Source organism: Desulfosporomusa polytropa (assembly GCF_055380075.1).
Map to the genome: position 1 here is coordinate 3,490,532 of NZ_AP042400.1, position 23,379 is coordinate 3,513,910.

At 42.9% G+C, this 23,379-nt stretch carries 21 protein-coding genes; 5 read left to right on the plus strand and 16 right to left on the minus strand.

The window, feature by feature from the left end; genetic code table 11:
* Positions 1-129 precede the first annotated feature (129 nt).
* The 6 genes from ACZ449_RS18095 to ACZ449_RS18120 form a co-directional block, all read right to left on the minus strand.
* Positions 130-1,071 (minus strand): 5-oxoprolinase subunit C family protein, encoded by a 942-nt coding sequence (locus ACZ449_RS18095; protein WP_464257455.1) that lies wholly within the window; start codon positions 1,069-1,071, stop codon positions 130-132.
* Positions 1,071-1,826, minus strand: a complete 756-nt coding sequence (gene pxpB / locus ACZ449_RS18100) for a 5-oxoprolinase subunit PxpB (protein WP_464257456.1) — start codon at positions 1,824-1,826, stop codon at positions 1,071-1,073. Before pxpB ends, ACZ449_RS18095 begins: the two co-directional genes overlap by 1 nt.
* Positions 1,827-1,871: 45 nt before the next feature.
* A complete protein-coding gene (locus ACZ449_RS18105) occupies positions 1,872-2,768 on the minus strand; it encodes a LysR family transcriptional regulator (protein WP_464257457.1) in 897 nt (298 codons plus the stop codon).
* 82 nt (positions 2,769-2,850) lie between these two features.
* Complete coding sequence (locus ACZ449_RS18110) at positions 2,851-3,267, minus strand: C-GCAxxG-C-C family protein (RefSeq protein WP_464257458.1); 417 nt, start codon at positions 3,265-3,267, stop codon at positions 2,851-2,853.
* A 187-nt stretch (positions 3,268-3,454) separates the two neighbouring features.
* Positions 3,455-3,922, minus strand: coding sequence for a protease inhibitor I42 family protein (locus ACZ449_RS18115; RefSeq protein ID WP_464257459.1), 468 nt, complete (start codon positions 3,920-3,922; stop codon positions 3,455-3,457).
* Positions 3,923-3,981: 59 nt separating this feature from the next.
* Positions 3,982-4,422, minus strand: coding sequence for a hypothetical protein (locus ACZ449_RS18120; RefSeq protein ID WP_464257460.1), 441 nt, complete (start codon positions 4,420-4,422; stop codon positions 3,982-3,984).
* Positions 4,423-4,647: 225 nt separating this feature from the next.
* Here ACZ449_RS18120 and ACZ449_RS18125 point away from each other — a divergent pair, with 225 nt between their 5' ends.
* Complete coding sequence (locus ACZ449_RS18125) at positions 4,648-5,196, plus strand: NADH peroxidase (protein ID WP_464257461.1); 549 nt, start codon at positions 4,648-4,650, stop codon at positions 5,194-5,196.
* Positions 5,197-5,306: 110 nt separating this feature from the next.
* Here ACZ449_RS18125 and ACZ449_RS18130 read toward each other — a convergent pair whose 3' ends face one another.
* On the minus strand, positions 5,307-6,620 hold the full coding sequence (locus ACZ449_RS18130; protein WP_464257462.1) for an amidohydrolase: 1,314 nt from the start codon (positions 6,618-6,620) through the stop codon (positions 5,307-5,309).
* A 128-nt stretch (positions 6,621-6,748) separates the two neighbouring features.
* On the opposite strand from ACZ449_RS18130, the gene ACZ449_RS18135 reads away from it, so the two are divergent.
* Both ACZ449_RS18135 and ACZ449_RS18140 read left to right on the plus strand, forming a co-directional pair.
* Complete coding sequence (locus tag ACZ449_RS18135; protein WP_464257463.1) at positions 6,749-7,558, plus strand: DUF3100 domain-containing protein; 810 nt, start codon at positions 6,749-6,751, stop codon at positions 7,556-7,558.
* Positions 7,558-8,004 (plus strand): hypothetical protein, encoded by a 447-nt coding sequence (locus ACZ449_RS18140; RefSeq protein WP_464257464.1) that lies wholly within the window; start codon positions 7,558-7,560, stop codon positions 8,002-8,004. The genes ACZ449_RS18135 and ACZ449_RS18140 overlap by 1 nt, the downstream gene beginning before the upstream one ends.
* Positions 8,005-8,177: 173 nt before the next feature.
* Here the strand turns inward: ACZ449_RS18140 and dapA are convergent, their stop codons facing one another.
* On the minus strand, positions 8,178-9,059 hold the full coding sequence (dapA, locus tag ACZ449_RS18145; RefSeq protein ID WP_464257465.1) for a 4-hydroxy-tetrahydrodipicolinate synthase: 882 nt from the start codon (positions 9,057-9,059) through the stop codon (positions 8,178-8,180).
* 200 nt (positions 9,060-9,259) lie between these two features.
* On the opposite strand from dapA, the gene ACZ449_RS18150 reads away from it, so the two are divergent.
* Complete coding sequence (locus tag ACZ449_RS18150) at positions 9,260-10,507, plus strand: Nramp family divalent metal transporter (protein WP_464257466.1); 1,248 nt, start codon at positions 9,260-9,262, stop codon at positions 10,505-10,507.
* 102 nt (positions 10,508-10,609) lie between these two features.
* On the opposite strand, the gene ACZ449_RS18155 is transcribed toward ACZ449_RS18150, so the two are convergent.
* From ACZ449_RS18155 to ACZ449_RS18185, 7 genes are all read right to left on the minus strand, one after another.
* Positions 10,610-14,092 carry a hypothetical protein gene (locus ACZ449_RS18155; RefSeq protein WP_464257467.1) on the minus strand — a complete coding sequence of 1,161 codons (3,483 nt, stop codon included), beginning with the start codon at positions 14,090-14,092 and terminating at the stop codon, positions 10,610-10,612.
* A 165-nt stretch (positions 14,093-14,257) separates the two neighbouring features.
* Complete coding sequence (locus tag ACZ449_RS18160; RefSeq protein ID WP_464257468.1) at positions 14,258-14,434, minus strand: hypothetical protein; 177 nt, start codon at positions 14,432-14,434, stop codon at positions 14,258-14,260.
* Positions 14,435-14,573: 139 nt separating this feature from the next.
* Positions 14,574-16,052, minus strand: a complete 1,479-nt coding sequence (locus tag ACZ449_RS18165) for a methyl-accepting chemotaxis protein (RefSeq protein ID WP_464257469.1) — start codon at positions 16,050-16,052, stop codon at positions 14,574-14,576.
* A gap of 190 nt (positions 16,053-16,242) precedes the next feature.
* Positions 16,243-17,361 (minus strand): histidinol-phosphate transaminase, encoded by a 1,119-nt coding sequence (gene hisC, locus ACZ449_RS18170; protein WP_464257470.1) that lies wholly within the window; start codon positions 17,359-17,361, stop codon positions 16,243-16,245.
* Positions 17,343-18,659 carry a hypothetical protein gene (locus ACZ449_RS18175; protein WP_464257471.1) on the minus strand — a complete coding sequence of 439 codons (1,317 nt, stop codon included), beginning with the start codon at positions 18,657-18,659 and terminating at the stop codon, positions 17,343-17,345. Before ACZ449_RS18175 ends, hisC begins: the two co-directional genes overlap by 19 nt.
* 231 nt (positions 18,660-18,890) lie before the next feature.
* Entirely contained in the window at positions 18,891-19,652 is a 762-nt protein-coding gene (locus tag ACZ449_RS18180) for a 4Fe-4S binding protein (protein WP_464257472.1), read from the minus strand.
* 51 nt (positions 19,653-19,703) lie between these two features.
* A complete protein-coding gene (locus tag ACZ449_RS18185) occupies positions 19,704-20,147 on the minus strand; it encodes a MarR family winged helix-turn-helix transcriptional regulator (RefSeq protein ID WP_464257473.1) in 444 nt (147 codons plus the stop codon).
* Positions 20,148-20,400: 253 nt separating this feature from the next.
* Here ACZ449_RS18185 and ACZ449_RS18190 point away from each other — a divergent pair, with 253 nt between their 5' ends.
* Positions 20,401-22,377, plus strand: coding sequence for a methyl-accepting chemotaxis protein (locus ACZ449_RS18190; RefSeq protein ID WP_464257474.1), 1,977 nt, complete (start codon positions 20,401-20,403; stop codon positions 22,375-22,377).
* A gap of 295 nt (positions 22,378-22,672) precedes the next feature.
* Here the strand turns inward: ACZ449_RS18190 and ACZ449_RS18195 are convergent, their stop codons facing one another.
* Positions 22,673-23,374: an N-formylglutamate amidohydrolase gene (locus ACZ449_RS18195; RefSeq protein ID WP_464257475.1), complete on the minus strand. Its 702-nt coding sequence runs from the start codon at positions 23,372-23,374 to the stop codon at positions 22,673-22,675.
* Positions 23,375-23,379 lie beyond the last annotated feature (5 nt).

Sequence of the window (23,379 nt, forward strand, 5' to 3'; positions counted from 1 at the left end):
AAAGTTTATCTTTGTTTGAAGCGTCTTTGCTTCCTGCGTAATTTGGTTTTTCCTAGCATAACACCGAATTGACCGGATGTAAAATTGAAAAATTAAATAGGGGCATTCGATTTTCATAAAAGCTGTTTTTTATGCTCTCAAGGCTGTGACAATAGTCTGATACAATTGCTGTTCTGCACGGAGTGCAACAATTGCTTCCGCTTCACTAACACAGCAAAATCGTATACTATCACCAGTCTTTGTCTGCGCGACCTTGGACAAATCGCTCCGAACCACATAGCCAAGCTTGGCAAACCCACCGGTAGTCTGGTGATCAGCCAGCATAATAAACGGCATACCATGCGAAGCAATCTGAATAGCCCCCTGATACACAGCATCAGAGATAATATCTGCCTTACTGATAGGTATAATCCGGGACCCTGTCAGCCGGTAACCAACCCGGTCAGCTTGCTTGGTAACTTTATATGGTTTTGCGAAAAAGGAAGCCATTGCTTCCTCAGAAAACATATCCTGCTGCGGCCCGAGCATCACCCGTATCGAAACCTTGCCGCCATAGGACGGAATATAGTCACTGGCAAGGGATTGTGGTCTGGCAGCACCTTCCCCTGCCTGCCCAACATACAGGACATCGCCTTGCCGCAACGTTCTCCCCTCATAGCCCCCAACGCCTGCTTTAACACAAGTAGACCGGCTGCCCAGCACCAGAGGAACATCAATTCCCCCCTGCACAGCCAAATAAGCCCGATAGCCGGTGACAGCCTCTCCAAATTGGACTTCTCCGTTCCTGGGCACAAGAAAAGCCGACCAATTGGGAACAGCAATACCATTTACCGTTACCTGCATATCTGCGCCGCCAACAGCCACCAATCGCTCCTCATCAAACTTAAGCACCGCGCCCAAAGAGGTCATTTCCAGCACGGCCGCCTGTACCTCATTACCTGCCAGTAAGTTGACTATGCGCCCGGCATACCGGTCCATCACCCCGGCTGTCGGCAAACCATAAGCCTGGTAGCCCCAGCGGCCCTCATCCTGTACTGTTGTAAAGAAACCTTGTTGAATAACAGTAATCACTACTCATCACTCTCACTGCCCTGACAAATTCGCGGAACATAAGTGCCTGCTGCCACTTCGCGGCGTATCACAAAATACTCTTCCACGGTTATCGCATAAAACTGCAGATAGTCCCCGGGAGAAAATAAAAAAGGCTGACTGTTCTTAGGATTAAAGGCCTTGACCGGCGTACGCCCAATCAGCCACCATTCTCCCGGACTTTCCACAGGATAAAGGCCTGTCTGACTGCCGCCAATCCCCACCGAGCCGGCCGGCACCTTAGCACGCGGCTTCTCCTGCCGTGGCACCGCAAGCTGCTCAGCCAACCCGCCCAAATAAGGAAACCCCGGGGTAAAACCCAGCATATACACCAAATAGGGGGTTGCGGTATGAATACTGATAACCTCTGTTGCCGTCAGCCTGGTATAGCGTGCCACATATTCCAAATCAGGTCCCAGCACCCCCCCGTAACAAACCGGCACATAGACCGTCTTGGCCTCTGTAAACTGACTGCTTTGGGGATTCAGTTCGCATAGCATTTGGCTGATAAACCCGGATAAATCTTGCCTGGTTATTACCAAAGGATCAAAATACACCATAACAGTCCGGTAGGTGGGCACCACCTCAATAACACCAGGAAGCAAACTGCTGGTAAGCAGTCCGGCAAGCTGTTGCACCATCCTGTTAATAGCAGGCGAAATGTCTGTATCAAATTCGATTACCAACCCATACTCACCCGCAACAAGCAGTCTTACACCAGACAACCATTTATTCATAAGCAACCTCCACTGGTTTTGGAACCTTCTCAGTTGGCAAGAAATTCATTTCAATAACCTCTCCTGAACAAGCTTACTGAAGGCTTGAATAGTAGAAGAAAGCCATTTATCCTTGTGGTAGGCAAGATATGCATTAATCTGAAATTCCGGTCCCAACCAAGGCAAAGCCACTAAGGTACCTGCCGTAAGTTCATTTTGGACTGCCGCCTGGGGCAGGATAGTCAGCCCGATATTGCTCATAACAAATTGCTTAATAACCTCAATCTGGCATATTTCCAGCACATTTCCCGGCTGGACAGCTGCTTTTTCCATACTTTCTTCCAATAAAGTCCGATAGCTGCTACCAGAATCGGGAAAAATCAGTGTTTGTCCGCCCAGGTCGCTTACCTGCACCCCAGCAAACCTGCTGAAAGCATGGTTGGGCGAGGCGGTTAAAACCACAGGCTCCGGCCATAACAATTTACTGACTAAGTCAGGCTCCTGTATTTTCTCTTCCAGGAAAAAAGCCATATCCATCATATTTTTTCGCAGCATATTGTGAAAATCACTGGAAATACCTAGCTTCACCTTCAATTCCACCTCAGGATATACGGCAGCATATTCCTTAAGCAAATCCTTCAACCGGTATACACAGAGCGATTCCGGCATACCAATGATAATCGGCCCTCGCGGTATCGAAAAATCATCAAGCACATTTTTAGCTTCCTCGGCCAGTTTGGTAATACGCTCGGCATAATCATAGAGCCGTTCACCATCACCGGTAAGCATTAGCTGATGACCAAACCGTTCAAATAAAACAGTGTTCAATTCTTTTTCCAAAAGCTGAATATGCGTTGTTGCTGTAGACTGAGTATAACCAAGAAATTGTGCAGCCTGCGAAAAGTTACCAAATTTAACAATACTCATAAACGTCTTTAATTGTCGTATTTCCAAAAATACCACTCCATATATTGGATTGTATAGAAATTGGCTGTAGTTTCTATCCCATAATGCAGTTCAGCCTTGTCTACGCAGGTTTACAGCGTTAGCCTTTGATGTTTTCCGCCATAAATTTTGCCGAAAATGCAATCGCCTTTTTAGTTATACTTTCACAAAGGTGCGGAGGATTACCGGAACTAAATCCTTGTGGCCTTAATTGGCTACACAATATGCTGCCAAAACGCTCCTGAAATTTATCGCAAAACCCATGGCATAAATCAGTTATTTTTTCATTAGTCATACCGTTCCGACTTCCATAGATCCCAATAAACATTAAGGCTCCCTCAACCAATCCACATTGATAACCACATCTGCCTGCATTCAGCCCGAAGGCGGCCGCTATAACCTGCGGATGTAGTTCAGGATAATAAATTTCTGAAAGAATTTTTAAAGTTGTCACTACACAACTAAGATCCTCATCCCAATAATAATCGTGAATTCTTATATTTATAAACTCTTGCAATAGTATCTCTCCCTTGCACACTTTCAAAAACAATCTACTCTGCTTATATTATACTAATTTGAACGCTTCTTTTAAAAAAGTGGCCGGAACTCACTTGATTTTTCTAATGAGCTCGGCCATTTTTGTTCCAATATAGTACTTTCTCATAGTATATAGATTGTTAGCCCTATACTGACAGTTCCATTAACTATTTGCATTCCTGAACTGTCACAGCAATTGCCAGTGTCTTGGTTGCCAGTTTTCCCGCTTCCCAAGGTCGAGCAAAGCTAAAGCGGATGGTTTCTGTTCCCAACTCATCGCCCGCCTTCAGTAGATAAGTATCACGCACCGGTCCGCCACATAGGTTCTTGTCAGCTGACACTGGTTGGGAATCTGCTATTTGAGATGCTTTGACCAGTATAGGCTCTCCCTCTAGTTTCCATGAATAACCAGTTCCAGCGGCAGAAAGCAGTTCCACACGGAACAATTCGCCTGGTTGAAGCGTAAGCGCCATATCAACAGTACCCTGACTAAAACCGTCCATCTGTACTGTCAGCTTAACAGGCTCTTCCCGGTAAGCCATACCTTCCGCCAACACACTACCAGCAACCAATAACGGCAGTACCATCATTACGAGTACAAGTTTAGACAGCAGTTTCTTTGAAAAATTCCTCACCTACATCCTTCCTTTCCTCAAATTTTATACTATATACAACGTGTTAAAGACGGAATATATTACCCTACAGCAAATTTAATATGACCGGTACCATCTTTATAATAATAGTCAATAGAAGTGAAATCAGGTTTAATTCGCTGATTCTGAAATACAGTAAAGTTACCGCTGGAATCGACTACTTTTATATCCCATTTATATACCTTACTATTTACATCGAAGATAACTTTCCTTTGGTTGCCACTGCGCAACTCTATACCCCCAAGAACCTCCTGCCATTCTTCGGAATTAGCCGGACAAATAAACAGCGCGGTAATATGGTATGGAGAATTATTAAGTACATCCATAGGCTGTTGTTTCCATTCACAACATAAACAACTTCTATTTCCGTCCTGGCATGCCGCTGCCTCTACATTTCCTAGTGGCAGACATAACCACACCATTGCTGCAAGTACGGCGAAAAAAGCAATAGTACACTTATTTCTAGTTTGCCGATATTGCATAAACATCCCCCCCCTTCTTTACTATCCTACTTTTGTAGGTTAGTACCAATTTCTCTGCACTTTATAAATATCCTGCTAATTTTTGTATATGCAGCTTTTAATAAACTATATGGTATTTGTGTCTTGCTTTATTTTGCACATCATAGAAAAATATGTATTGCTTTTTTAAATATTATCAGTTATAATTACTTTATGATATTAATTATTATTTACGGAGGTAATTAAATGAAAAAATTTGTATGTACTATCTGTGGTTATGTTCACGAGGGTGATTCCGCCCCTGATGCTTGCCCTCAATGTAACGCACCTGCTGCTAAGTTTGTTGAGCAGTCCACTACAACTTTGAATTGGGCTGATGAACATAGAATTGGTGTAGCCGCTGGCGTAGATGCTGAAATACTTGAGGGACTAAAGATGAATTTTATGGGAGAATGCACCGAAGTTGGCATGTATTTGGCAATGAGCCGCCAAGCTGATCGTGAGGGCTATCCCGAGGTAGCTGAGGCCTATAAGCGCATCGCCTTTGAGGAAGCTGAGCACGCCGCTAAATTTGCCGAACTCTTGGGTGAAGTCGTAACCCCTTCTACCAAAAAGAACCTTGAACTCCGGGTAGAAGCTGAATATGGTGCCTGCCAAGGCAAACTGAGTATTGCCAAAAAAGCTAAAGAACTTGGTTTAGACGCTATTCATGACACGGTTCATGAAATGTGTAAAGACGAAGCACGCCATGGCGCCGCTTTCAAAGGCTTACTAGACAGACATTTCGGGAAATAGTATTCAGGAAATTACAATACCTACGAGTCCATTAATCGACTCGTAGGTATTTTTGTATTATACGGGAGACTCTGCTTGCTGTTGTGATCAGAGTGATTATGGATGCCAGTTTAGCCCTGTGTGAAGTAGCTGTCTAATTTTTGAATATACTCTGCTTTTGTCATAAGGGGCTGATACGAATCTAAAATAGCCTTGGCCTGCTGAGCATTGTCTGCAAGCAGGTCAATGACAGTCATGGCCATAATTTTAGCAGGCAGAACACAAGCTGCATAATAGTCTACGGCACAAAATTCTCTGGTGTGCAGTGCCCCTGATGTTCCACCAATATAGGGGTGAATGACTGGCATCAGATGCGACACATCCCCCATGTCAGTTGACGCACTAAAATGTCCGGAATTTTTTATATTTTCTCTGGCGAGAAACTGCGTCGAATTTTCAACAAATAGCTGGTTAAATGCGGCCGAGCAATTGAGTGGCAGGTAACCGGGCAATGATTGTATCATAGTTTGGGCACCCACGGCATCGCCACCAGCTCTAAGCGCGCGATCGACCTTGAGATGAGTTGCATCAATAGCCTGCATGGTCTTAGCCCGCACATAGGTTTCCATGCGCACATCGGCCGGTACACTGTTTACTAAATCACCGCCCTTGGTGATGATAGGATGTACGCGCACAATGTCGCCATCGCGAAAGGTCTCACGCAAAGCATGAATTCCCATGAGGCCCAGCATAGCAGCATTAAGAGCATTAATACCTTGATCAGGAGCTTCGGCCGCATGAGCTTCTTGTCCAATATATTGGATCGTTTTGCCGATAAAGCCGTTACTTGATTCTCCTATTTGTACAGTAGGTTCTGGTGATTCCTTAGCTGAATGAATCATCATGGACATATCGATGTCATCAAAAGCACCACAGTATATCAGTTCCTGTTTGCCACCGAGATAATGCAGCGTTCCTGCTTCTCTCAGCTTGAGACGGTAGGCAATCTCAACATATTCTTCGGCCGGAACTGCCATAAAGGTTACGTTGCCCATAAGCTCATGACTTATCTCACTGAGTTTCAGTCCCAGAGCGGCCCCTAGCATAGCTCCGAGCTGCAGATGATGCCCACAGGCATGAGCCGCCCCGGTTGCCGGATCGGCACAAGAACTATCCGGACATAGTATGGCATCCAATTCACCTAAAATAGCAACGTTCGGCCCAGTGCCTTTATTTTTCAGCTTAGCCTTAACGCCGGTGATTGCTAAACCATCTTCGTAAGTTAAGCCAATTTCTTTATAGAACTTTTTTACAAGCTGTGAGGTTACCTGTTCCTTGTAACCCAATTCCGGGTGCTGCGCTACCGTCTTGGCCAGTTTGATAATTTTTCCCTGATGCTCATCAATAGCGTTACAGACTTTACTTTTTAATCGCGTAATTTCCATAACTTTTACCCCCAACCTTGTTTTGTATTATTCACTAATTCTACCACATCTGTTTATTTTATGATATAATATCCCCAAGTGCTAATACACATCTGTCTTTCTCAAAAACACAAAGGAGGAATGGCCATTTGGACATTTTGAAAAATTGGCGAATCCATTGTATTGCATTCATTATCGTCATAGTTTGTGAATGGATTGGCGCAAAAAAAATCCCCTTAGGTCCTGGGGTACTGCTTTTTCTGCCGATGCTGTACGCTATGGTCCTTGGCGGTATTTTGAGCGTTCCCAAACTAAAGGTCGTGAAAACCGCAGAAATGAATTTAGCTTCTGCCATTTTGGGCATCACCACTCTTATGCTTGTGACTAAGCTTGGAACGGTAATCGGTCCGCTGGTTGTAAAAGTCGCGCAATCCGGACTGGCGTTATCCTTACAAGAGCTGGGCCATTTCCTTGGAACAGTAATTCTCGGCTTGCCAATTGCTATCGCACTAGGTCTGGGCCGCGAGGCGATTGGCGCAACATTTTCCATTGACAGAGAACCTAACATCGCAATTATCAGTGAAAAATATGGCTTAAGTTCGCCGGAAGGCCGCGGAGTTATGTCAATTTATATCTGTGGCACCTTGTTTGGCGCTGTATGGCTGGGCTTATTAGCCGGTTACCTTGCCGCCCTAGGTATCTTCCATCCTTACGCCTTAGCCATGGGTGCCGGCGTAGGTTCAGGCAGCATGATGGCTGCCGCCTCAGGCGCGATTAAATCGGTATTCCCCGATAAGGCTAATGAGATTTTGATGTATGCCGGCGCTTCCAATCTCCTCACGACCATCATCGGCATCTACTTTTCTCTCTTTATCTCACTGCCTGTTACTGAAAAGCTCTATACTTTGCTTAAACCTATTTTGGGTCGGAAAAACGATTCAAAGGAGGCTGATGCATAATGAACTTTCGCGATATGTTTATTGCTTTGGTGCTGATAGGTATTATGACCACAACAGGCAATGTCATCGGCTATAATATGCCAGCAGGCGAAGCGGCTATTGGCTATGCTATGATGCTTATCATTACTCTGCTCGGCGTCGGTTTAACCCACGTAATACCAATTAAACTGCCGATGGTGTTCTGGGTATCTATTGTGGCACTTTTAGTAACATCCCCGATTTCTCCCATTGCTACAACCATTACTTTTTACACGTCCAAGGTTGATTTCCTGGCCCTGTGCACACCCATTCTGGCTTACGCCGGATTAGCCATTGGCAAGGATTTAGAAGCCTTTAAAAAAATGTCCTGGAAAATAATTGTTGTCGCTTTAGCTGTGTATACAGGTACCTTTTTATGCGCCACTGCTATTGCTCAAATCATGTTGCACTTTGAAGGGCTAATTTAACACGCCCCCATAAGATAAGACTTGGCTTGTGCCAAGTCCCTCAGGACGCCGACAGAAGCCTTAGTCGTTCAATCCAGGGAAAGTTATACTTTCCATCTGGACAAGCAAATAGTCAAAAAGCAGCAGACCTAGTATCACCGGTCTGCTGCTTCTTTTGATTATTTTTCTACCTTCTACTTGAGCAAACCGTAGGCTTTCATTTCGCTGCAGAGAAGCTCCAAGTGATTATCCTCAAGTTCTGTTAGCGGCATGCGGCATTTACCAGTCGGAAAGCCCAGCAGACCTACAGCAGCCTTAATAGGAATAGGGTTTACTTCACTAAATAAAGCTTTTATGAGATTCAGAGTCTGTAGCTGCAGCTTGATAGCACCTTTAGTATCTCCCTGGAAGAATTTCATAACCATATCGTGGGTATCTTGCGGGATAATATTAGCCATAACAGAAATAACCCCTTTACCGCCTAGTGACAGCACCGGTAAAATGCTATTGTCATCACCAGAATACACCGCGAAGTCCTCACTACACAAATTTACTACATCGCCAACTTGACCAAGATTACATTCCTTAACCGCAATAATATTCTCGATTTCCGACAATGCTTTTATCGTCTCAGGATTTATGTTCAAATTAGTTCTGCTCGGTACATTATATAAAATCATTGGTATCGTAACACTGTCGGCGATAAGTTTAAAATGCCCATATAAGCCTTTTTGCGTAGCTTTATTATAGTAGGGAGTTACTGATAATATTCCGTCAGCGCCCACTGCTTCGGCTGCTTTCGATAATTCTACAGCGTGACGGGTATCATTACTTCCTGTGCCAGCAATAACGGGAACGCGCTTGTTGACTGTTTCTACCGCAAACTTGATAGTAGCAATATGCTCCTCGTCCGGCATGGTTGAGGCTTCCCCGGTAGTAGCGCAGATGACAATAGCATCTGTGCCGCCTTTAATTTGAAACTCAATTAGTTTTGCTAATGTTGCATAATCAACCCCATTGTCAGTAAAAGGAGTTACAATAGCTACTGCAGAACCGATAAATAATGGTTTTTTCATAAATTAGCCACCTTTTATTTGTTTTGTGACGTTAAATCATTAATACTATGATTATATCCTATAAAACAGCCAATTTCTATACAGATATTGCTTTCATGGGTTTATTTCTTGGTAAAAATGTAATATTATATCCGTTCAAGCTTACTTTCTTGACGCTCATTATTAATAAAACAGGACTACCGTTGGAGGTCACTAGCATCATGTTCCATTTTCTTTCGCAAGTACACTTGCCTGATATTAAATCCCGCGAATGGCTACGCTACATCGGTCCAGGAATTTTAGTGACAGTAGGCTTCATCGACCCGGGGAATTGGGCTGCGAATATGGCAGCAGGCTCAGATTATGGCTACACCTTATTGTGGATGGTAACCCTTTCCACAATTATGCTGATTTTCCTTCAACATAACGTGGCTCACCTTGGCATTGTTACCGGTTACTGCCTCTCGGAAGCAGCAACTCTATACCTTCCGCCCTGGCTTTCACGCCTAGCTTTATTCTCTGCGCTAGGAGCCGCTATCGCTACCGCATTGGCAGAAATACTGGGAATGGCCATTGCGCTCAAAATATTGCTTAACCTACCGCTTGCTGCTGGCTCAGTCATAGCAGCACTGACATCTGGCTTGCTATTGTGGAGCAATTCCTACAGACGTTTGGAGCGGTGGATTATTGGCTTTGTATCATTGATTGGTTTGTCATTCTTATATGAACTTACTTTGGTTAATATTGATTGGGTACAGGCGGTAGAAGGTTGGGTAACTCCGCAGATTCCGACTGGTTCCTTGACAATTGTCATGAGTGTCTTAGGCGCTGTCGTAATGCCTCATAACCTGTTTCTCCATTCGGAGATCATTCAAAGCCGCCAATGGAATCTGGAAAACGAAGAAGTTATCAACAAACAATTGAATTACGAATTTCTGGACACACTATTTTCCATGCTGGTCGGCTGGGCGATCAATAGTGCCATGATTCTAATTGCCGCAGTTACCTTTTTCCAGCACCAAATTCATGTTGAAACCCTGGAACAGGCCGGGGATATGCTTACACCTATACTCGGCAGTACTGCCTCTATTGTCTTTGCTTTTGCACTGTTATTTGCCGGTATATCATCAACAAGCACGGCTGGCATGGCCGGCGGCAGCATTTTTGCCGGCATATTTCGCGAACCTTATAACATTCAGGATCAACATACCCGTGTAGGTGTTTTACTAACTTATGTATCTGCCGTTTTTTTCATCTTTTTTATTTCCAATCCTTTTAAGGGGCTTGTCCTATCACAAATGCTCCTCAGCATCCAATTACCCATAACAATTTTCTTGCAAATATATTTGACTTCGTCCACCAAAGTCATGGGTAAATATGCTAACAGCAAACTCCACAATATTATTTTACTGGTGATTGGCTTAGTTGTCAGCGTGCTCAACATTTGGCTATTTATTGATCAATTCTAACACACGGGTATATTTCCGGAAAGATAAAAGCGGTTTTAATTTCGTGCTGTGCAAAAAATTAAACCGCTTTTATCTTTAGTAATACGCAAAATAACAGGCACATTATCGTTGCCTTCTCAAAATCGTTTTGTACGTAGCAGTTATTTTACTATATGCCTTAGAATTACGAGTACGCAGCTTCTCCAGCCAATATGTTAGTTTGGTATGACTGGCTGGCTTTGCCGTCAACCAAGCCAGCATATAACTAAATCCCAATTCATATTCATCAGCTTTAACATATACTGCCAAGAGTTTAAATAGCGTGTGTATGGAATGATTGGCTACTACTTTTTCCAAAGCTTCTTCGGCCAGTATCTCGCGTGTATAGCGATGTTCACTCAGTTTTAGCAACGCATAAAACCAGGTAATACATTGCCCTTCGTCAGCTAAATGGTTTTCCATCAGCTGTTTTTCCAATTCTTTCAGAAACAGCCCCTGTAAATAACAACTTTGCTCCATTATATAGTTTTTATCAACTACCCTAACAACCGACTCATTATGAGATATTTGCCCGCCACAGTAGGATAGCCAGTTTAACGAACCCCGCAGTTGATACTGGTTGTCGACCAAAAGCATTTTATTATCTATATTGCCTACATAAAAGAGTAATACACCTGGCATTCCTTCAACATCAACGAAACTTTGAAACTTTTCCACTAGCGCTATCGTTGACAGCTGTTCCTCAGCAGTAATGGTTTCCGGCATCCCCCAGCCTATAAAAATGATACCGCCTCTGCTAACAAGCTCCTGACAGCACGTCCAAACCGCCTCATCACCAGCCAGTTCTTCAATCCAAGGCACAATCAGCAGCATTGCCGTTTGAACATCGGCAAATGCTTGTAAAAAAGCGTTACGAATATCTGCCCCATACAGATTTTGTAAAATCATCGGCTGCTTAGGGGAAGTATCCTGACACCCCTGTTTAGCAATCAAATCCACCAACTGTTTGTCTTTATTGTAAATAGCTTGCACTTGTTCCAGCCGCTGCTTACTTTCAAGTGAGTTGAGTGCAAATTCCATTGTTGGACAAAATGCATTCTGATTAAAATTCCAGACATGGCAATAAACCTGATTATTCACAGCATCGTACACCCATATCTCACCAAACCGTAACTGGTACTCTTGGTTACGCTGCGCTTGGTACAAATTAGCTGTATACTCTTCCAGATCGTCTGTATACCATTCTTTAATCTTCGCTTGGGCAATATGACTAGCTTCTTCATCATCGATTTGGAAATAACCCCTAAGCGCCTGCTCTTCCTGCTGATTACAATGACGAAAAACCGGCAAATCTGTGCACCAGGGATTCGCGTCCATTTGCTTGCAGATATCAATTAACTCATACTGGGCATTTACGGTGATTACAACGGTTCCACTGCGCGTGGTAGCAATAAGCAGACCATTTTGAACTAGTTCCCGGCCTTTATCGGTCAGGTCATAGTTTTTTACTCCAGCCTCCTCGCTGGCAATAATCATCTGGCATAAGCTAAGTTCATTAAGATACTGACAAACAACCTCTGCCTCTACTTTCAATACATCAACAATTCCTTGTAGACTGCTAAGCTCCGCTAGTCTGCTAGCAACACATTTCAAAATAAACTCTTTGATAAGGTTACCGCGTCTGTATCCGTCAAGCATAAATGCTACTGATATGGCAGCAACAGGCAAGCACCATTCCCGAGTTTCCACTAGTACCAGTCCAGTTTGCTTAGCGACTATCTGTAGCGCAATATCCTCAATTTCTAAAGGGTTCTTTTCCAAGAGTATTTCCGCTAAGGATGAGTCACTTACCCTGTCAGTTATCAGCTCGTTAGATTCAAGTTGGTATTGCGCCTCATGTAATCGACTAATCCATTCTCTAGTCAGTTCGCTTCTTATTTCACTATAGCTGCTCGCTTGCTCTGTCAATTGTGTTATTATTGTTTTGATTTTTTGGGAAATAGCTTCTTGCGCGCAAGCTAATTCCTCCCTTTTACTACAAGCTAGCGCTATTACATTTTTCAATTCAGTCAACTGCTGACGGCCTTTTACCAACCTATTTTCCGTGTCTTGCCTTTGCTCTTCAACATCATCAATTTGCCGCAAGAGCTCTTCTATACTATCCTGCTGCGCTCCTTGGCTTGGCCTTACTGCTATGCCGTTTTCCGATAGTAAACCCTGCCGTTCAACAAGTGCTTTCTTCTGTTGTTGCAGCTTACGTTCAGCCTGTTGAAGTGTATGTTCAATTTTCCCCAACCTTTGCTGCAAACCAATCTCATCATCATCCACAGCATTGAGGTTCCCTTGCGCTATGAAATTTTTTACTTCCTCACGCGAGCTTAGCAGTTGTTTTGTTACAATCGCTAACTCCTCTTGAATCTGCTTATCGGCCTGCTCGATCAACTGTCCAGAAACCAAAAGCTCCCGGTAACAAGCCTCATAAATCCGCTGCATCAGATGACGACATTCTAATAGCACATTTTCAATTTCAGCAATTATCTGCTCGCGCAGAGCAGCAGGTGAAGCGGCCAACTGCTCCATTGCTTTAGCTTTGGCAAGCAAATCAAATAACGTTTTTTTCCACTGCCCACACAAACCAAGTTTAGCCAATATTCCAGGTGGCGAAACAACCAATAAGTCATTGGATTTTTGACGTAAATTTCTGATATTCTGATAGTTAACTACCACCCCATGAGTGTCTGACGGAAGGGAACCTGTTTCCCAACCATAGTCCTGTGCCCTATCATAGAGAGCTTGAGCTAATTCACGTACTTGGTTTATTGTATCAAATTCGTTCGCTTTAAGATCAACTTGGCGTTGCTTAATGATATTGATTTTATCGACTAAACGGTTAATATCCTGATTAATGAAATGGTTTACTGACGTCTGCCCCTGACACGCCACCTGCTGCACAGCAGCTACAAATTCGATAAGGTATTGGTTATATTGCGCAACAGTGCGAATTTGTTCCTCACGATTGCTATTTAACAATACATACGTATCTTGTTTGTGCGCAGTAAGCAGTTCCAACGATTTTACCAGCTTCCGTTTTTCCGCTTCCACACGCTGTAACTCTGACTCTTGGGCACTTACAGTTGCTTGCAGCTTTTCAACTTGCTGTTCCCGATCAGCTAATTCTGCTAAATAGGCAAGCTGAATAGTGACTTCTTCCCTTTTCGCCAGATTTTCGGCAATAACAGCTTCTGTCTCATCTTTGGCAGCCAACAACCGCGCTGTTTCCTCATCCTTAGGCAAACATGGCAGACTATCTTCCTGCTGCTCACTCAATATTTTCTTATACTCTGTTTGCAGAATTTCTTGCTGTGCTTGTAAATCCTCACAGTCGCGCTGGATTCCATCTTCCATTTGGGCTAACGTCTGGCACTGTTCATCATAGCTGGCAATCGTGTCTGCAATAGCATTATACTCTTCTTTGATTTCAATTTGCCGTTTCGTGAGACTGGCTAGCTCCAGCCGCATACTTTCCGTTTCTTCCTGTTTTTTTTGCCCAGCAAGCAAATCTTGTTGGCACAGAGAAGCTATTTGGCTTACATGTAAGGCTGACATTAACTATCAGTACCTTGACTAAAGTCGACTAACACAACAAAGCAATCCTGATTATATTGTTTTTTAATCATATGTATATATTTTACACAAAACTACAAATTTCCCCTTCTAAGATTGCTTAAAACAAAAAATATTCTAGCTTAACCACATACAACAAAACCCCTATTAGCCAGTGACAGCAACCAACTTTTTAAAGAACAGCAGCTTTGTTAATTTTATCTTAACAGTTTGAAAATTTGTAGGTACACTGTCAATGTAGTAAACAGTTACACCATCCATTATCAACTTATGGTAACTCCCAAGCTTTTCCGGATCTATTCCCAGTCGCACGGACGGGAGCACAGCCTCGCGGCCACCTCCTCAGCAACTGCCTGGACGCTTAGCGACAGTAAGTGTGACAGCCTTATCCTTATCTTTCTTCATTATATAATCACGCGCATCTGGCTCAATAATTATCTTCATTTTGTCATCTCCTTTTCATTTACTCAAATCGTAATACTTCTACTCCTAATTTAGTATTCCTCTCAATACTTTTAATAGTATTATCTATGTGAACAAATATCTCTTCTGATAGTTTTTTAGCTTGTAAGTACAGGTCGTTAGCCTGTGGTGAATTTTTGCTATTTACTGCAGAAATTACTTTAATACCCATATTATGCAGTTCATGGTGTACCCCATCAATAGCCGTCCATTCCTTAGCTATCTCGGGATGAGTTATATTAATTGCATGATAAAAATGTCCAAAGGCACATCTCTTAGAATTGGTCTGAATAGGGTAAATTTTCATTTCATCAACTATTCGTTTTAAATTTTTCATCCAATTACCATGAGCGTCTTTCGCCTTGATAAGATTATTTGTCAAATCCTCATTTGTAATTGCATTGATTCCGCCATTTAATGACGATATCATATCTCTTACAATCTCACTAAGATCCTCGTCAATCTTGGATATGTGTTTGGCATTGTCAGCACTTTCAATAGCATCATCATGAATAGTCTGTGTCATGCTATGTAGCTTTTCGGCGTCTTGCGCTGATAAATTCATGGCTTGATTTACTTGTTTTGCCGCTTCTTTAATATCAAGCATAGATTCTGATATCTTGTCCACATCTTTAATTGTGTCTTTTAGCATAAGCACATTTTCTTTTATTGTACCTGATATTATGTCAAGTTTTGCGTTCATGTTGTTAGTAGATTGCATGGTATTATCCAAGCTTTCCCTGCTGCCACTGGCTGCTTGGTGTATGTTATTTACAAAAACCCTCATATCATCTAAATTCGTTTTTGTATTATCTGCTAATTTTCTAATTTCGTTAGCCACAACAGCGAACCCTCTGCCAAATTCTCCAGCGCGGGCAGCTTCAATCGAAGCATTAAGCGCCAACAAATTGGTCTGTTCGGCTATGGCCTCCACGCCATTGACTATTTCGCTTACTTTAGCAGCCATGTCTACTAATTGTGCAATTTGCTCACCCATTGCAGTTGTATCTTTTACCACATTTTCTTTTAGTGTACTTACTTCCATTAACTGAACCATACTTTCATCATTTCTGCGAATTAAATTAGTAGAGGACTCTGATAATTGATTCATTGTCGCAGAAGTATGACCTATTGTCTCATTCACATTGTTCATACTTGCCGTAATTTCTTCCACTATAGCAAGGTTTGATTCACTTACAGCCGACATGTTCTGTGCAAAATCAATCAACTCATAGGAAGAGTGTGTCATTTTAACATCAAATTCACTTAAGGAGGATATGATATTTACCATTTGCTTAGAGCTTACCGACATTTTCTTTTCACTTGTTAGTAGCTTATCAAAGTGTTTAAGCAATGTTTTATGAATAGGATACTCAACTGTTATATCCCCAACTACTTTTCCCTTAAGTCGGTCTTCTACATTTTGAATAATACAAAGAGCTTCATTGCATGGTGCTTTCTTTTTAAATAAATTCATCATTACTTCCTCCTCACTATCTGCACGTGAGCTATATACTATTTTGTAAGCTTCAAAATGAAAATCCGCTGACAAACTCACATCGTTATTTGTAAATATTTAATATTAATATACTATTATTCTTGTTAAAACATAAAATTCCTGCCGAATTATCCAAAATTCATCAAACGGGTTCCGCCTTATATCGTTTGCCTCATATCGGCAAAATAGCTTTTAACGCCCTGATAAACCCTTCCATCACCGGCAGCGTTTCCATCGTAACCCGGATATGATTAGGAAAGCGAAAGCCGGTCATTGTGCGTACCATGAACCCTTGCTGCATTAACTTCCGGTAAGCAAGCGTATCACTTATTGGGAGACGAATCATCATATAGTTGCCCTCACCGGCAATATGAAAAAGTCCCATATTAGTTAGTTCTTGCTGCAAATAGTTTTTTGCGTCCCTCACCAGCCTACGTGTTGCCGCCACATGCTCGCCGGTATTATTCATCGTAGCCAGCGCAGCCGTTTGCGCCATCGCATTCACAGAATACACAACACAAGTACGACGAATGACATCCACAACTTCCGGCGCTCCAGCAAGATAACCAATACGTAGTGCCGCCAGTCCGTACATTTTGGAAAAGGTGCGAAAAACCACTACATTAGGATACTCTTTGATTAGCTTCATGCCATCAGGAAAGTCTGGTGCTTCGACAAATTCGGCATAAGCCTCGTCAATAACCACAATCTGCCGCCCAGCCACCCGGTCAAGAAAATCTCGTAGCTGTTGTTCATTCCAGTAAGTTCCTGTTGGATTATTGGGGTTACAAACAAACAATATTTTAGTACGATCATCAATGGCCTTCAGCATACTTTCAGCATCAAAGCAGTAATCCTTGAGCGGAATAAGCTTGGCTTTAAATCCCGAAAATTCAGCGACCCATTCATATACAGCAAATGTCCTATCTGCAGTAATGATATTATCGCCAGCCTGGCAGAAGGCATTAATGACAAAAGCAATAACCTCATTGGCCCCATTTCCGACCACAAAGGCATTCGGGTCAAGCCCGAAGCGTTCACCAAGGCGATGGCGCAGGTGATAGGCATCACCGCTGGGATAAATTGCGGCCGCCCGAGGATTAAACTTAGTCATGGCCGCCTTAGCCTCCGGTGTTGGTCCCAAGGCATTTTCATTATTATTCAGACGGTAAATTTGCTGACAATTAAACATCTCACATAGCACATCATCAGGTTTACTGGGAATATAAGGAACAATGTTTTGTATATGGGCTGGAACAAGGCTTCCTAGCATTACGGCTTGCGCAGGCATACCGATTCCTCCCCTAAGTGCATAAATACAATAACATCGCCACAACCGCCCCAGGGAAGAATTAATTGGGGCTGAAATCCTACAGCTATTATTGCCGGTGCAAGCTGCACCTCTTCCGCCTTGCCCAGATCAAGTTCAAAGAATATATTTTTTATCCCTTGGCTACGCAGAGCAGCTATATGCGTAGCTAGATTGTTCTCTATATCGTCGCCCGCCACCAAGATACAAAGTGTGGCTGTTGTCTGCAGACGGTCCAGCTTAGCGGAAATCGCAGAATCAGCCAAACGTCCTTCGCCTTCATACACCGTTGTCCGCATTTGCCGGGGCAAGGCCAAGTGGTTATAACGTTCCCGCATAAAAGACTCAATTAAGGGATGTGTGAACACTGCCATCCCATTATCTTCTTCCAATTGTCGGTATAACGCCGTATGACACAGTAATGCACCCTCAGGAGTCAACGAACAAACTTCGCCCAACGTTTCAAAATACCCTGCAGGCACTTGTTCTGTAGGCTGACGAATAGCCAAACAAAGGCTACCTGTGCGCGCTAATTTTGCAATCGCTCCTTCGACAAGAAGAGCACTAACCTTGTCCTGCGCAGTAAATACATAGGGTCCATAGCACTCAGCCATTTTTCCGTTATACTGCCAGAGAAAGCCGCCACCGATATTCCCTTTGTCATCTTTAGCCAATACTGCATCATATTCCTCGCTGCCAATCATGTCAACAAGCTTACCGGGAAAGTGACAAAAAGCCGGGGAAGTGGTGTTGTAAAAACTGGTCACATACCTAGCAAACTGTTTTATTTCTTCCTTGCCTGGATCTGAAAGATAAAAGCCGCTCTGCGGTACTATCGGAATTGTTTCCGGAGAAGTTTGCGGATACTGTTTTTCCAGAGTCAAATAAATACCCGTTCTACCGTCTTTTCCCATTACAATCCTAAAATGGTCTACAGTACGGGCCGCCAATAGCAACCCCATTCCCGCCAAAGAGTCTTCATCCTCCACGGCCACCCTGGCCGTCATGTTGAACATTTTAGTTGGCAAGACATGACGGGGAAAAGTACAGGCAGCCTCAATATAGTAACCTCCATAGCGGCAGGCAAATCGCATTGTTTCATCTTCTTGGCCCTGAGCTGCAAGAAACGCAAACACTTCTTCCACCGCCAAAGATAGACTTAACTGCTCTTTTTTGCCAAAACCAAAGGCCTGCGTTGTTTGCTCGGCACAGCCAACCACAACCGGCAGCATATCTACCTGCAGCGGCACCTGTAATTCAACAGTTTTTTTACTATTCATAAGCTACTATCTCCTTTCTAAATGATCGCTACCATTTATATCCCCATTCAATATTACTTTCACGCCAACCGCAAAAACGGCAATAACCAATTTTTGTCGGTTAATGCCACATTCTCTCTACTATATGATATTTCCTGCTGTTATCGCTGCTTACTCGGTGCAGTTCTTTTGGAGCAACGGCTTCTATAGTAATATCCTATCCTCAGAAAACGGACTCCTATCTTCCCAATTTTAGGCTTGTCCTACCGGACAAATCTTCAAACAGTTAAAACACATATACTGATTTCCTAAATACGCAGCTTGTTTCAGTCGAGCATATTGCTCACTCATCAGCAGCTTTTTTTGTTCTTCCGGCGAACTGCCTAAACGCTTCAGCTGAAAACCGATATCGGCGACCAAACCATACGGCTGTGAATGAGCTAAACATTTCATTACATCGGTTTTGCCTGCCTCATCCAACGCTCTTCCTGGGCAGTTTTCAACACACAGATTACACTGAATACAAAAATCCTGTTCACATTTTGGCGATGGCTGCAAGGGAAGATTCGTAATAATACTCGTGTAGTTAACTCGTGTCCCAAACTTAGGATGAATAACAAGATTATGGCGGCCAAACGTTCCTAAGCCAGCGGCAACAGCTGCATGCCTTTGGGAAAAATCGCCTATCGCTGGCCTGTCACTATGAATTTCGATAGGATAGGAAATCGGTATAGTAGCAACCTTGGCACTATATTTACGTTCCAAAAAGCGAGAAATCTGGTAACTGGTGAATCTTGAAAATGAGCCTAAATCCAAATAACCATTCAAGGCAGCACTGGTACTTGGGCTTTCACAGCTTGATAAAACTTTAAATGCCAAGACAATAATCGATTTAGCATCAGGCAAAAATTTCGTGATTTCGTAGGACTTGGGGCTGTGATAATCCACGATACCGGCAAAACCAACATCATCTACTCCTAACTCCAGAATATAGTTTTTGATTTGTTTATCCATTCCCTACCACTCCTCATTTTATGTGTATATACACTGTTTATCCCCCAAAAATCATGGTATTAGCGCTTCTAGTTTCGAAATCAACCGGTTAAACTGCTCTACCTCGTTATCGCCCAGATATTCCTTCAATGATGCCTGCGCTTCGTCCCATAATGTCGTCGCGGTACATAATGCATACTTCCCAGCCTCAGTAAGCAGTACTTGCCTGGAACGGGGATCTTCACCTATATTTACATTTATGAATCCAGCTTCCATAAGGGGCTTCATATTGCGGTTCAGAGTAGTTCTATCAATACGCATAAATTTAGCCAATTCACTGATCGTAACTGGCTCCACCTGCACAAGATGCCGCAAGAGGGAATACTGTGTAATTTTAATACCGCTTGGTTCCAATACTTTTTCATAGAATCCCGTCACCGCCCGGGACGCCCGCCGTATATTAAGGCATAAACATGGACTGGGACTTTTAGGATAACCTCCAGCAATAGGTTTCATTGCACTAACGCCTTTCATAAGTTAAAAATATAAGTGTATATGCACTCTTATTGTTATATTATAACCTAATTGTCGTTGTGTCAATACCCCAATCCACTCCCTTGGGGACCAGCGGATAATATATGTACATAAATTTATGATGCACAGCAAAAAATTCCGGAGGTTATTTGGCTTAATTGTAAAATATTACTATATATTCTATGAATGCGAAGTTTTTGTAGATTTTAAATATTCACAAAATGGAGGATACTTTATGAACATCAGAAAAAAACTAACTTTATTACTATTACTAGCAAGCGCAGTGCCACTTATTATTTTTATCGGTATTAGCTTGAACACTTCTATCCAACTTGCCCAAGAAACAGCTATGTCGGATAATTCGAAACGGGCTAAAATTGTTCAGACGGAAATAACTAGTTTCATTGATAAAAATATGTATGGCGTGAAAGTATTGGCGACAAATCCTACGATTCGTTCCTATGCTTCCCATGATCCTAAAGAAACGAAGTCTATTATTATTGATGCTGCAAAGATCTACACCGATTTTGCTCCTATGGTTGTTACTAATTATATTGGAACGCAAGTCGCAAGAACTGATAATGCACCACTGACAAATGTTGCTGACCGTAATTTCTTTAAATTGGCAATGCAGGGACAAGCAGAGGTAATATCAGAAATCCTTGTAAGTAAAGACAACGGGCATCTTATCGCTGTACTGGCTGCCCCCATAAAAGATGCTGCTAATGGTACTATAACAGGTGTTATCCAAGGAACGGTTGAACTTTCCGTACTAAATGAATTTGTGAAGAATCTATCCACTGATGATGTTACTGCCTATATCCTGGACCGTGATGGAAAACTCCTGGCTCATCCCACAAAAAATCTTCAGAAACCGGAAGAACGTGTTGATTTTAGCAATTATAGCTTTGTAAAGAATGGTTTAGCAGGACAAAGCGGCGCTGAAGAAGTGACCATGGGTGACCAAAAAATGCTGGTAAGCTATATGAAAGATGAAGAATCAGGTTGGCTAGTCTGTACAGAAATCCCTTACAGTGTTGTGAGTGCCCACAGCCGCAATGAGGCTCTTAAGATTTCTCTCATTGGTTTATTTTTGATCGTACTTACAGGTGCAGCAGCTTATGCCCTTGCTACTATCGCAACTAAACCCATTCTTTCGCTCGCATCTGCTGCAAATCGTATTGCTAAAGGCGATTTAACAGTTGAAAAAATAGCAATACAATCAAAAGATGAACTAGGATTATTGGCGGAAGCTTTCAATACTATGGTTAGTAACCTAACGCAACTCATCCGCCAGATCCAGGCAAATGTGGAACTGGTTGCAGCTTCCTCAGAACAACTTAATGCTAGTTCTGAACAATCCGCCCAGGCAGCTAATCAAGTAGCTTCATCTATTGTTGAAGTAGCGCAAGGTGCGGAAAAACAGCAGCTTGTGGTAGAGTCAGCCTCTACGATAGTGAAACAAATGTCCGAAAATATTAGTCTTATAGCAACCAATGCGAACGCTGTTTCAGAACAGTCAGCACTGACTGCAGGAACGGCCCAAAAAGGTGGCCAGGCAGTACAAAATGCCGTCACACAAATGACAGAGCTTGAAATAGTAGTAAACTCGTCCGCAAAGGTAGTAACAGATCTGGGCGAACGGTCTAAGGAAATTGGGCAAATTGTAAATACTATTTCCGGTATAGCTGGTCAAACCAATCTGCTTGCGCTGAACGCAGCTATTGAAGCTGCACGGGCTGGCGAACAAGGACGCGGTTTTGCCGTGGTTGCTGAAGAAGTTCGCAAACTGGCCGAACAATCCCAAGTTGCGGCAAAACAGATTGAAGATTTGATTAGAGACATTCAGAACGAGACCGACAAAGCTGTACAGGCTATGGGTGCTGGCACCAGCAAGGTTAAAATCGGCACAAATGTGGTAAATGAAGCAGGTACTGCCTTCCAGAAAATAGTTGACATGATCGCCGAACTTTCACAACAAGTCAGAGAAATTTCAGTCGCGATTCAAAATACAGATGGCGGTTCCCAACAAATTGTATCGGCCGTCAGAGATATCGCCGTTTTGACAAACACAGTAACTGGAGAAACACAAACAGTATCGGCAGCGACTGAGGAACAATCAGCAGCCATGCAGGAAATTGCTTCTTCAAGTCAAAGTCTTAGCCAAATGGCCTCCGAGCTGCAAGCAGCAATTGGTAAATTTCGTACCTAAAATAGGTATATTTATCTTGTGATATTTTGTCGAATAAGGTAAAATAAATGTATAGTATAAAAAGCGACTGAGATTGTTAGAAGATCGCGGTAGTAGTAGGAGGTTTATTATGACGTTTAAGCATGAGTGCGGAGGTCGCGCCTGTTCTACTGGTATTGCAGCAGTTGCTGGATGGAATATATGCATTTGCGGCAGGTGCGGACAAGTATTTTATAAATGGTTTACTTTGAAGATGCTACAGAATTAATGAATTAACCGTCTACCTTAGGGTAGGCGGCTTTTTTATTTGGGCAACCTACCTACTGGCTAATTCTTTGATACTTGCCACCAACGCTCCTAGCAAACGGTGAAAGCCTTGCGGATTTTGTGCTGGCACCCGATATTGCTTATTAATCTCTACCTGCACAGCGGGAATTCCCAGTTCACGGGCCACATAATTCGTTATCGTATTAGCACCTGTTGCGGCAAAATGCTCATGGGAGATTCTGGTTAAGCCAAAATCTTGAAAGTTATGCTCTAGCGTTGCTACCATCTGCGCCTTAGCTAAGAGCGTTTTTCCATGATTTGTACCAAAATCCACATCAAATTCCTGCTCGCGGGCTGCACCGTGGATATCTAGTATGAACTTAACCTTTTTCCTATTACAAATCTCGGCAATTTTCTCTTTATAGATACAAGGGTCGTCCATGTTAGGATCGCCACCGTAAAGCTTAGTTGTTGCAATCGCATGACAACCTGTCAGTTTGTTTAACAGGTATACAAGAGACCCTGTAAACTGATCTGACATCTTGATCTTTTTTTGCCGATAATGCCTAACAGCATGGGGTGCCGACACCAAAATTGGCAACTCCCCCAGGGAAATCCAGAAAGGTTCTTCCTGCTTGGGGTTAACTCTTTTATCTGTCTTATAGAAATACACTCTTTCGATACTCACTGCTTCTTCATTACTACGCGCCCGGCTAAACTCTTGCAGAATAAGCTCTTCTTGTTTTCCCAAATAAG

Bases quoted from the DNA above. Each gene is read 5' to 3' on its own strand.
- pxpB (WP_464257456.1), bottom strand. From the start codon at position 1,826: ATGAATAAATGGTTGTCTGGTGTAAGACTGCTTGTTGCGGGTGAGTAT.
- ACZ449_RS18120 (WP_464257460.1), bottom strand. From the start codon at position 4,422: ATGCAATATCGGCAAACTAGAAATAAGTGTACTATTGCTTTTTTCGCC.
- ACZ449_RS18125 (WP_464257461.1), top strand. From the start codon at position 4,648: ATGAAAAAATTTGTATGTACTATCTGTGGTTATGTTCACGAGGGTGAT.
- ACZ449_RS18130 (WP_464257462.1), bottom strand. From the start codon at position 6,620: ATGGAAATTACGCGATTAAAAAGTAAAGTCTGTAACGCTATTGATGAG.
- ACZ449_RS18140 (WP_464257464.1), top strand. From the start codon at position 7,558: ATGAACTTTCGCGATATGTTTATTGCTTTGGTGCTGATAGGTATTATG.
- dapA (WP_464257465.1), bottom strand. From the start codon at position 9,059: ATGAAAAAACCATTATTTATCGGTTCTGCAGTAGCTATTGTAACTCCT.
- ACZ449_RS18150 (WP_464257466.1), top strand. From the start codon at position 9,260: ATGTTCCATTTTCTTTCGCAAGTACACTTGCCTGATATTAAATCCCGC.
- ACZ449_RS18155 (WP_464257467.1), bottom strand. From the start codon at position 14,092: ATGTCAGCCTTACATGTAAGCCAAATAGCTTCTCTGTGCCAACAAGAT.
- ACZ449_RS18165 (WP_464257469.1), bottom strand. From the start codon at position 16,052: ATGATGAATTTATTTAAAAAGAAAGCACCATGCAATGAAGCTCTTTGT.
- hisC (WP_464257470.1), bottom strand. From the start codon at position 17,361: ATGCCTGCGCAAGCCGTAATGCTAGGAAGCCTTGTTCCAGCCCATATA.
- ACZ449_RS18175 (WP_464257471.1), bottom strand. From the start codon at position 18,659: ATGAATAGTAAAAAAACTGTTGAATTACAGGTGCCGCTGCAGGTAGAT.
- ACZ449_RS18180 (WP_464257472.1), bottom strand. From the start codon at position 19,652: ATGGATAAACAAATCAAAAACTATATTCTGGAGTTAGGAGTAGATGAT.
- ACZ449_RS18185 (WP_464257473.1), bottom strand. From the start codon at position 20,147: ATGAAACCTATTGCTGGAGGTTATCCTAAAAGTCCCAGTCCATGTTTA.
- ACZ449_RS18190 (WP_464257474.1), top strand. From the start codon at position 20,401: ATGAACATCAGAAAAAAACTAACTTTATTACTATTACTAGCAAGCGCA.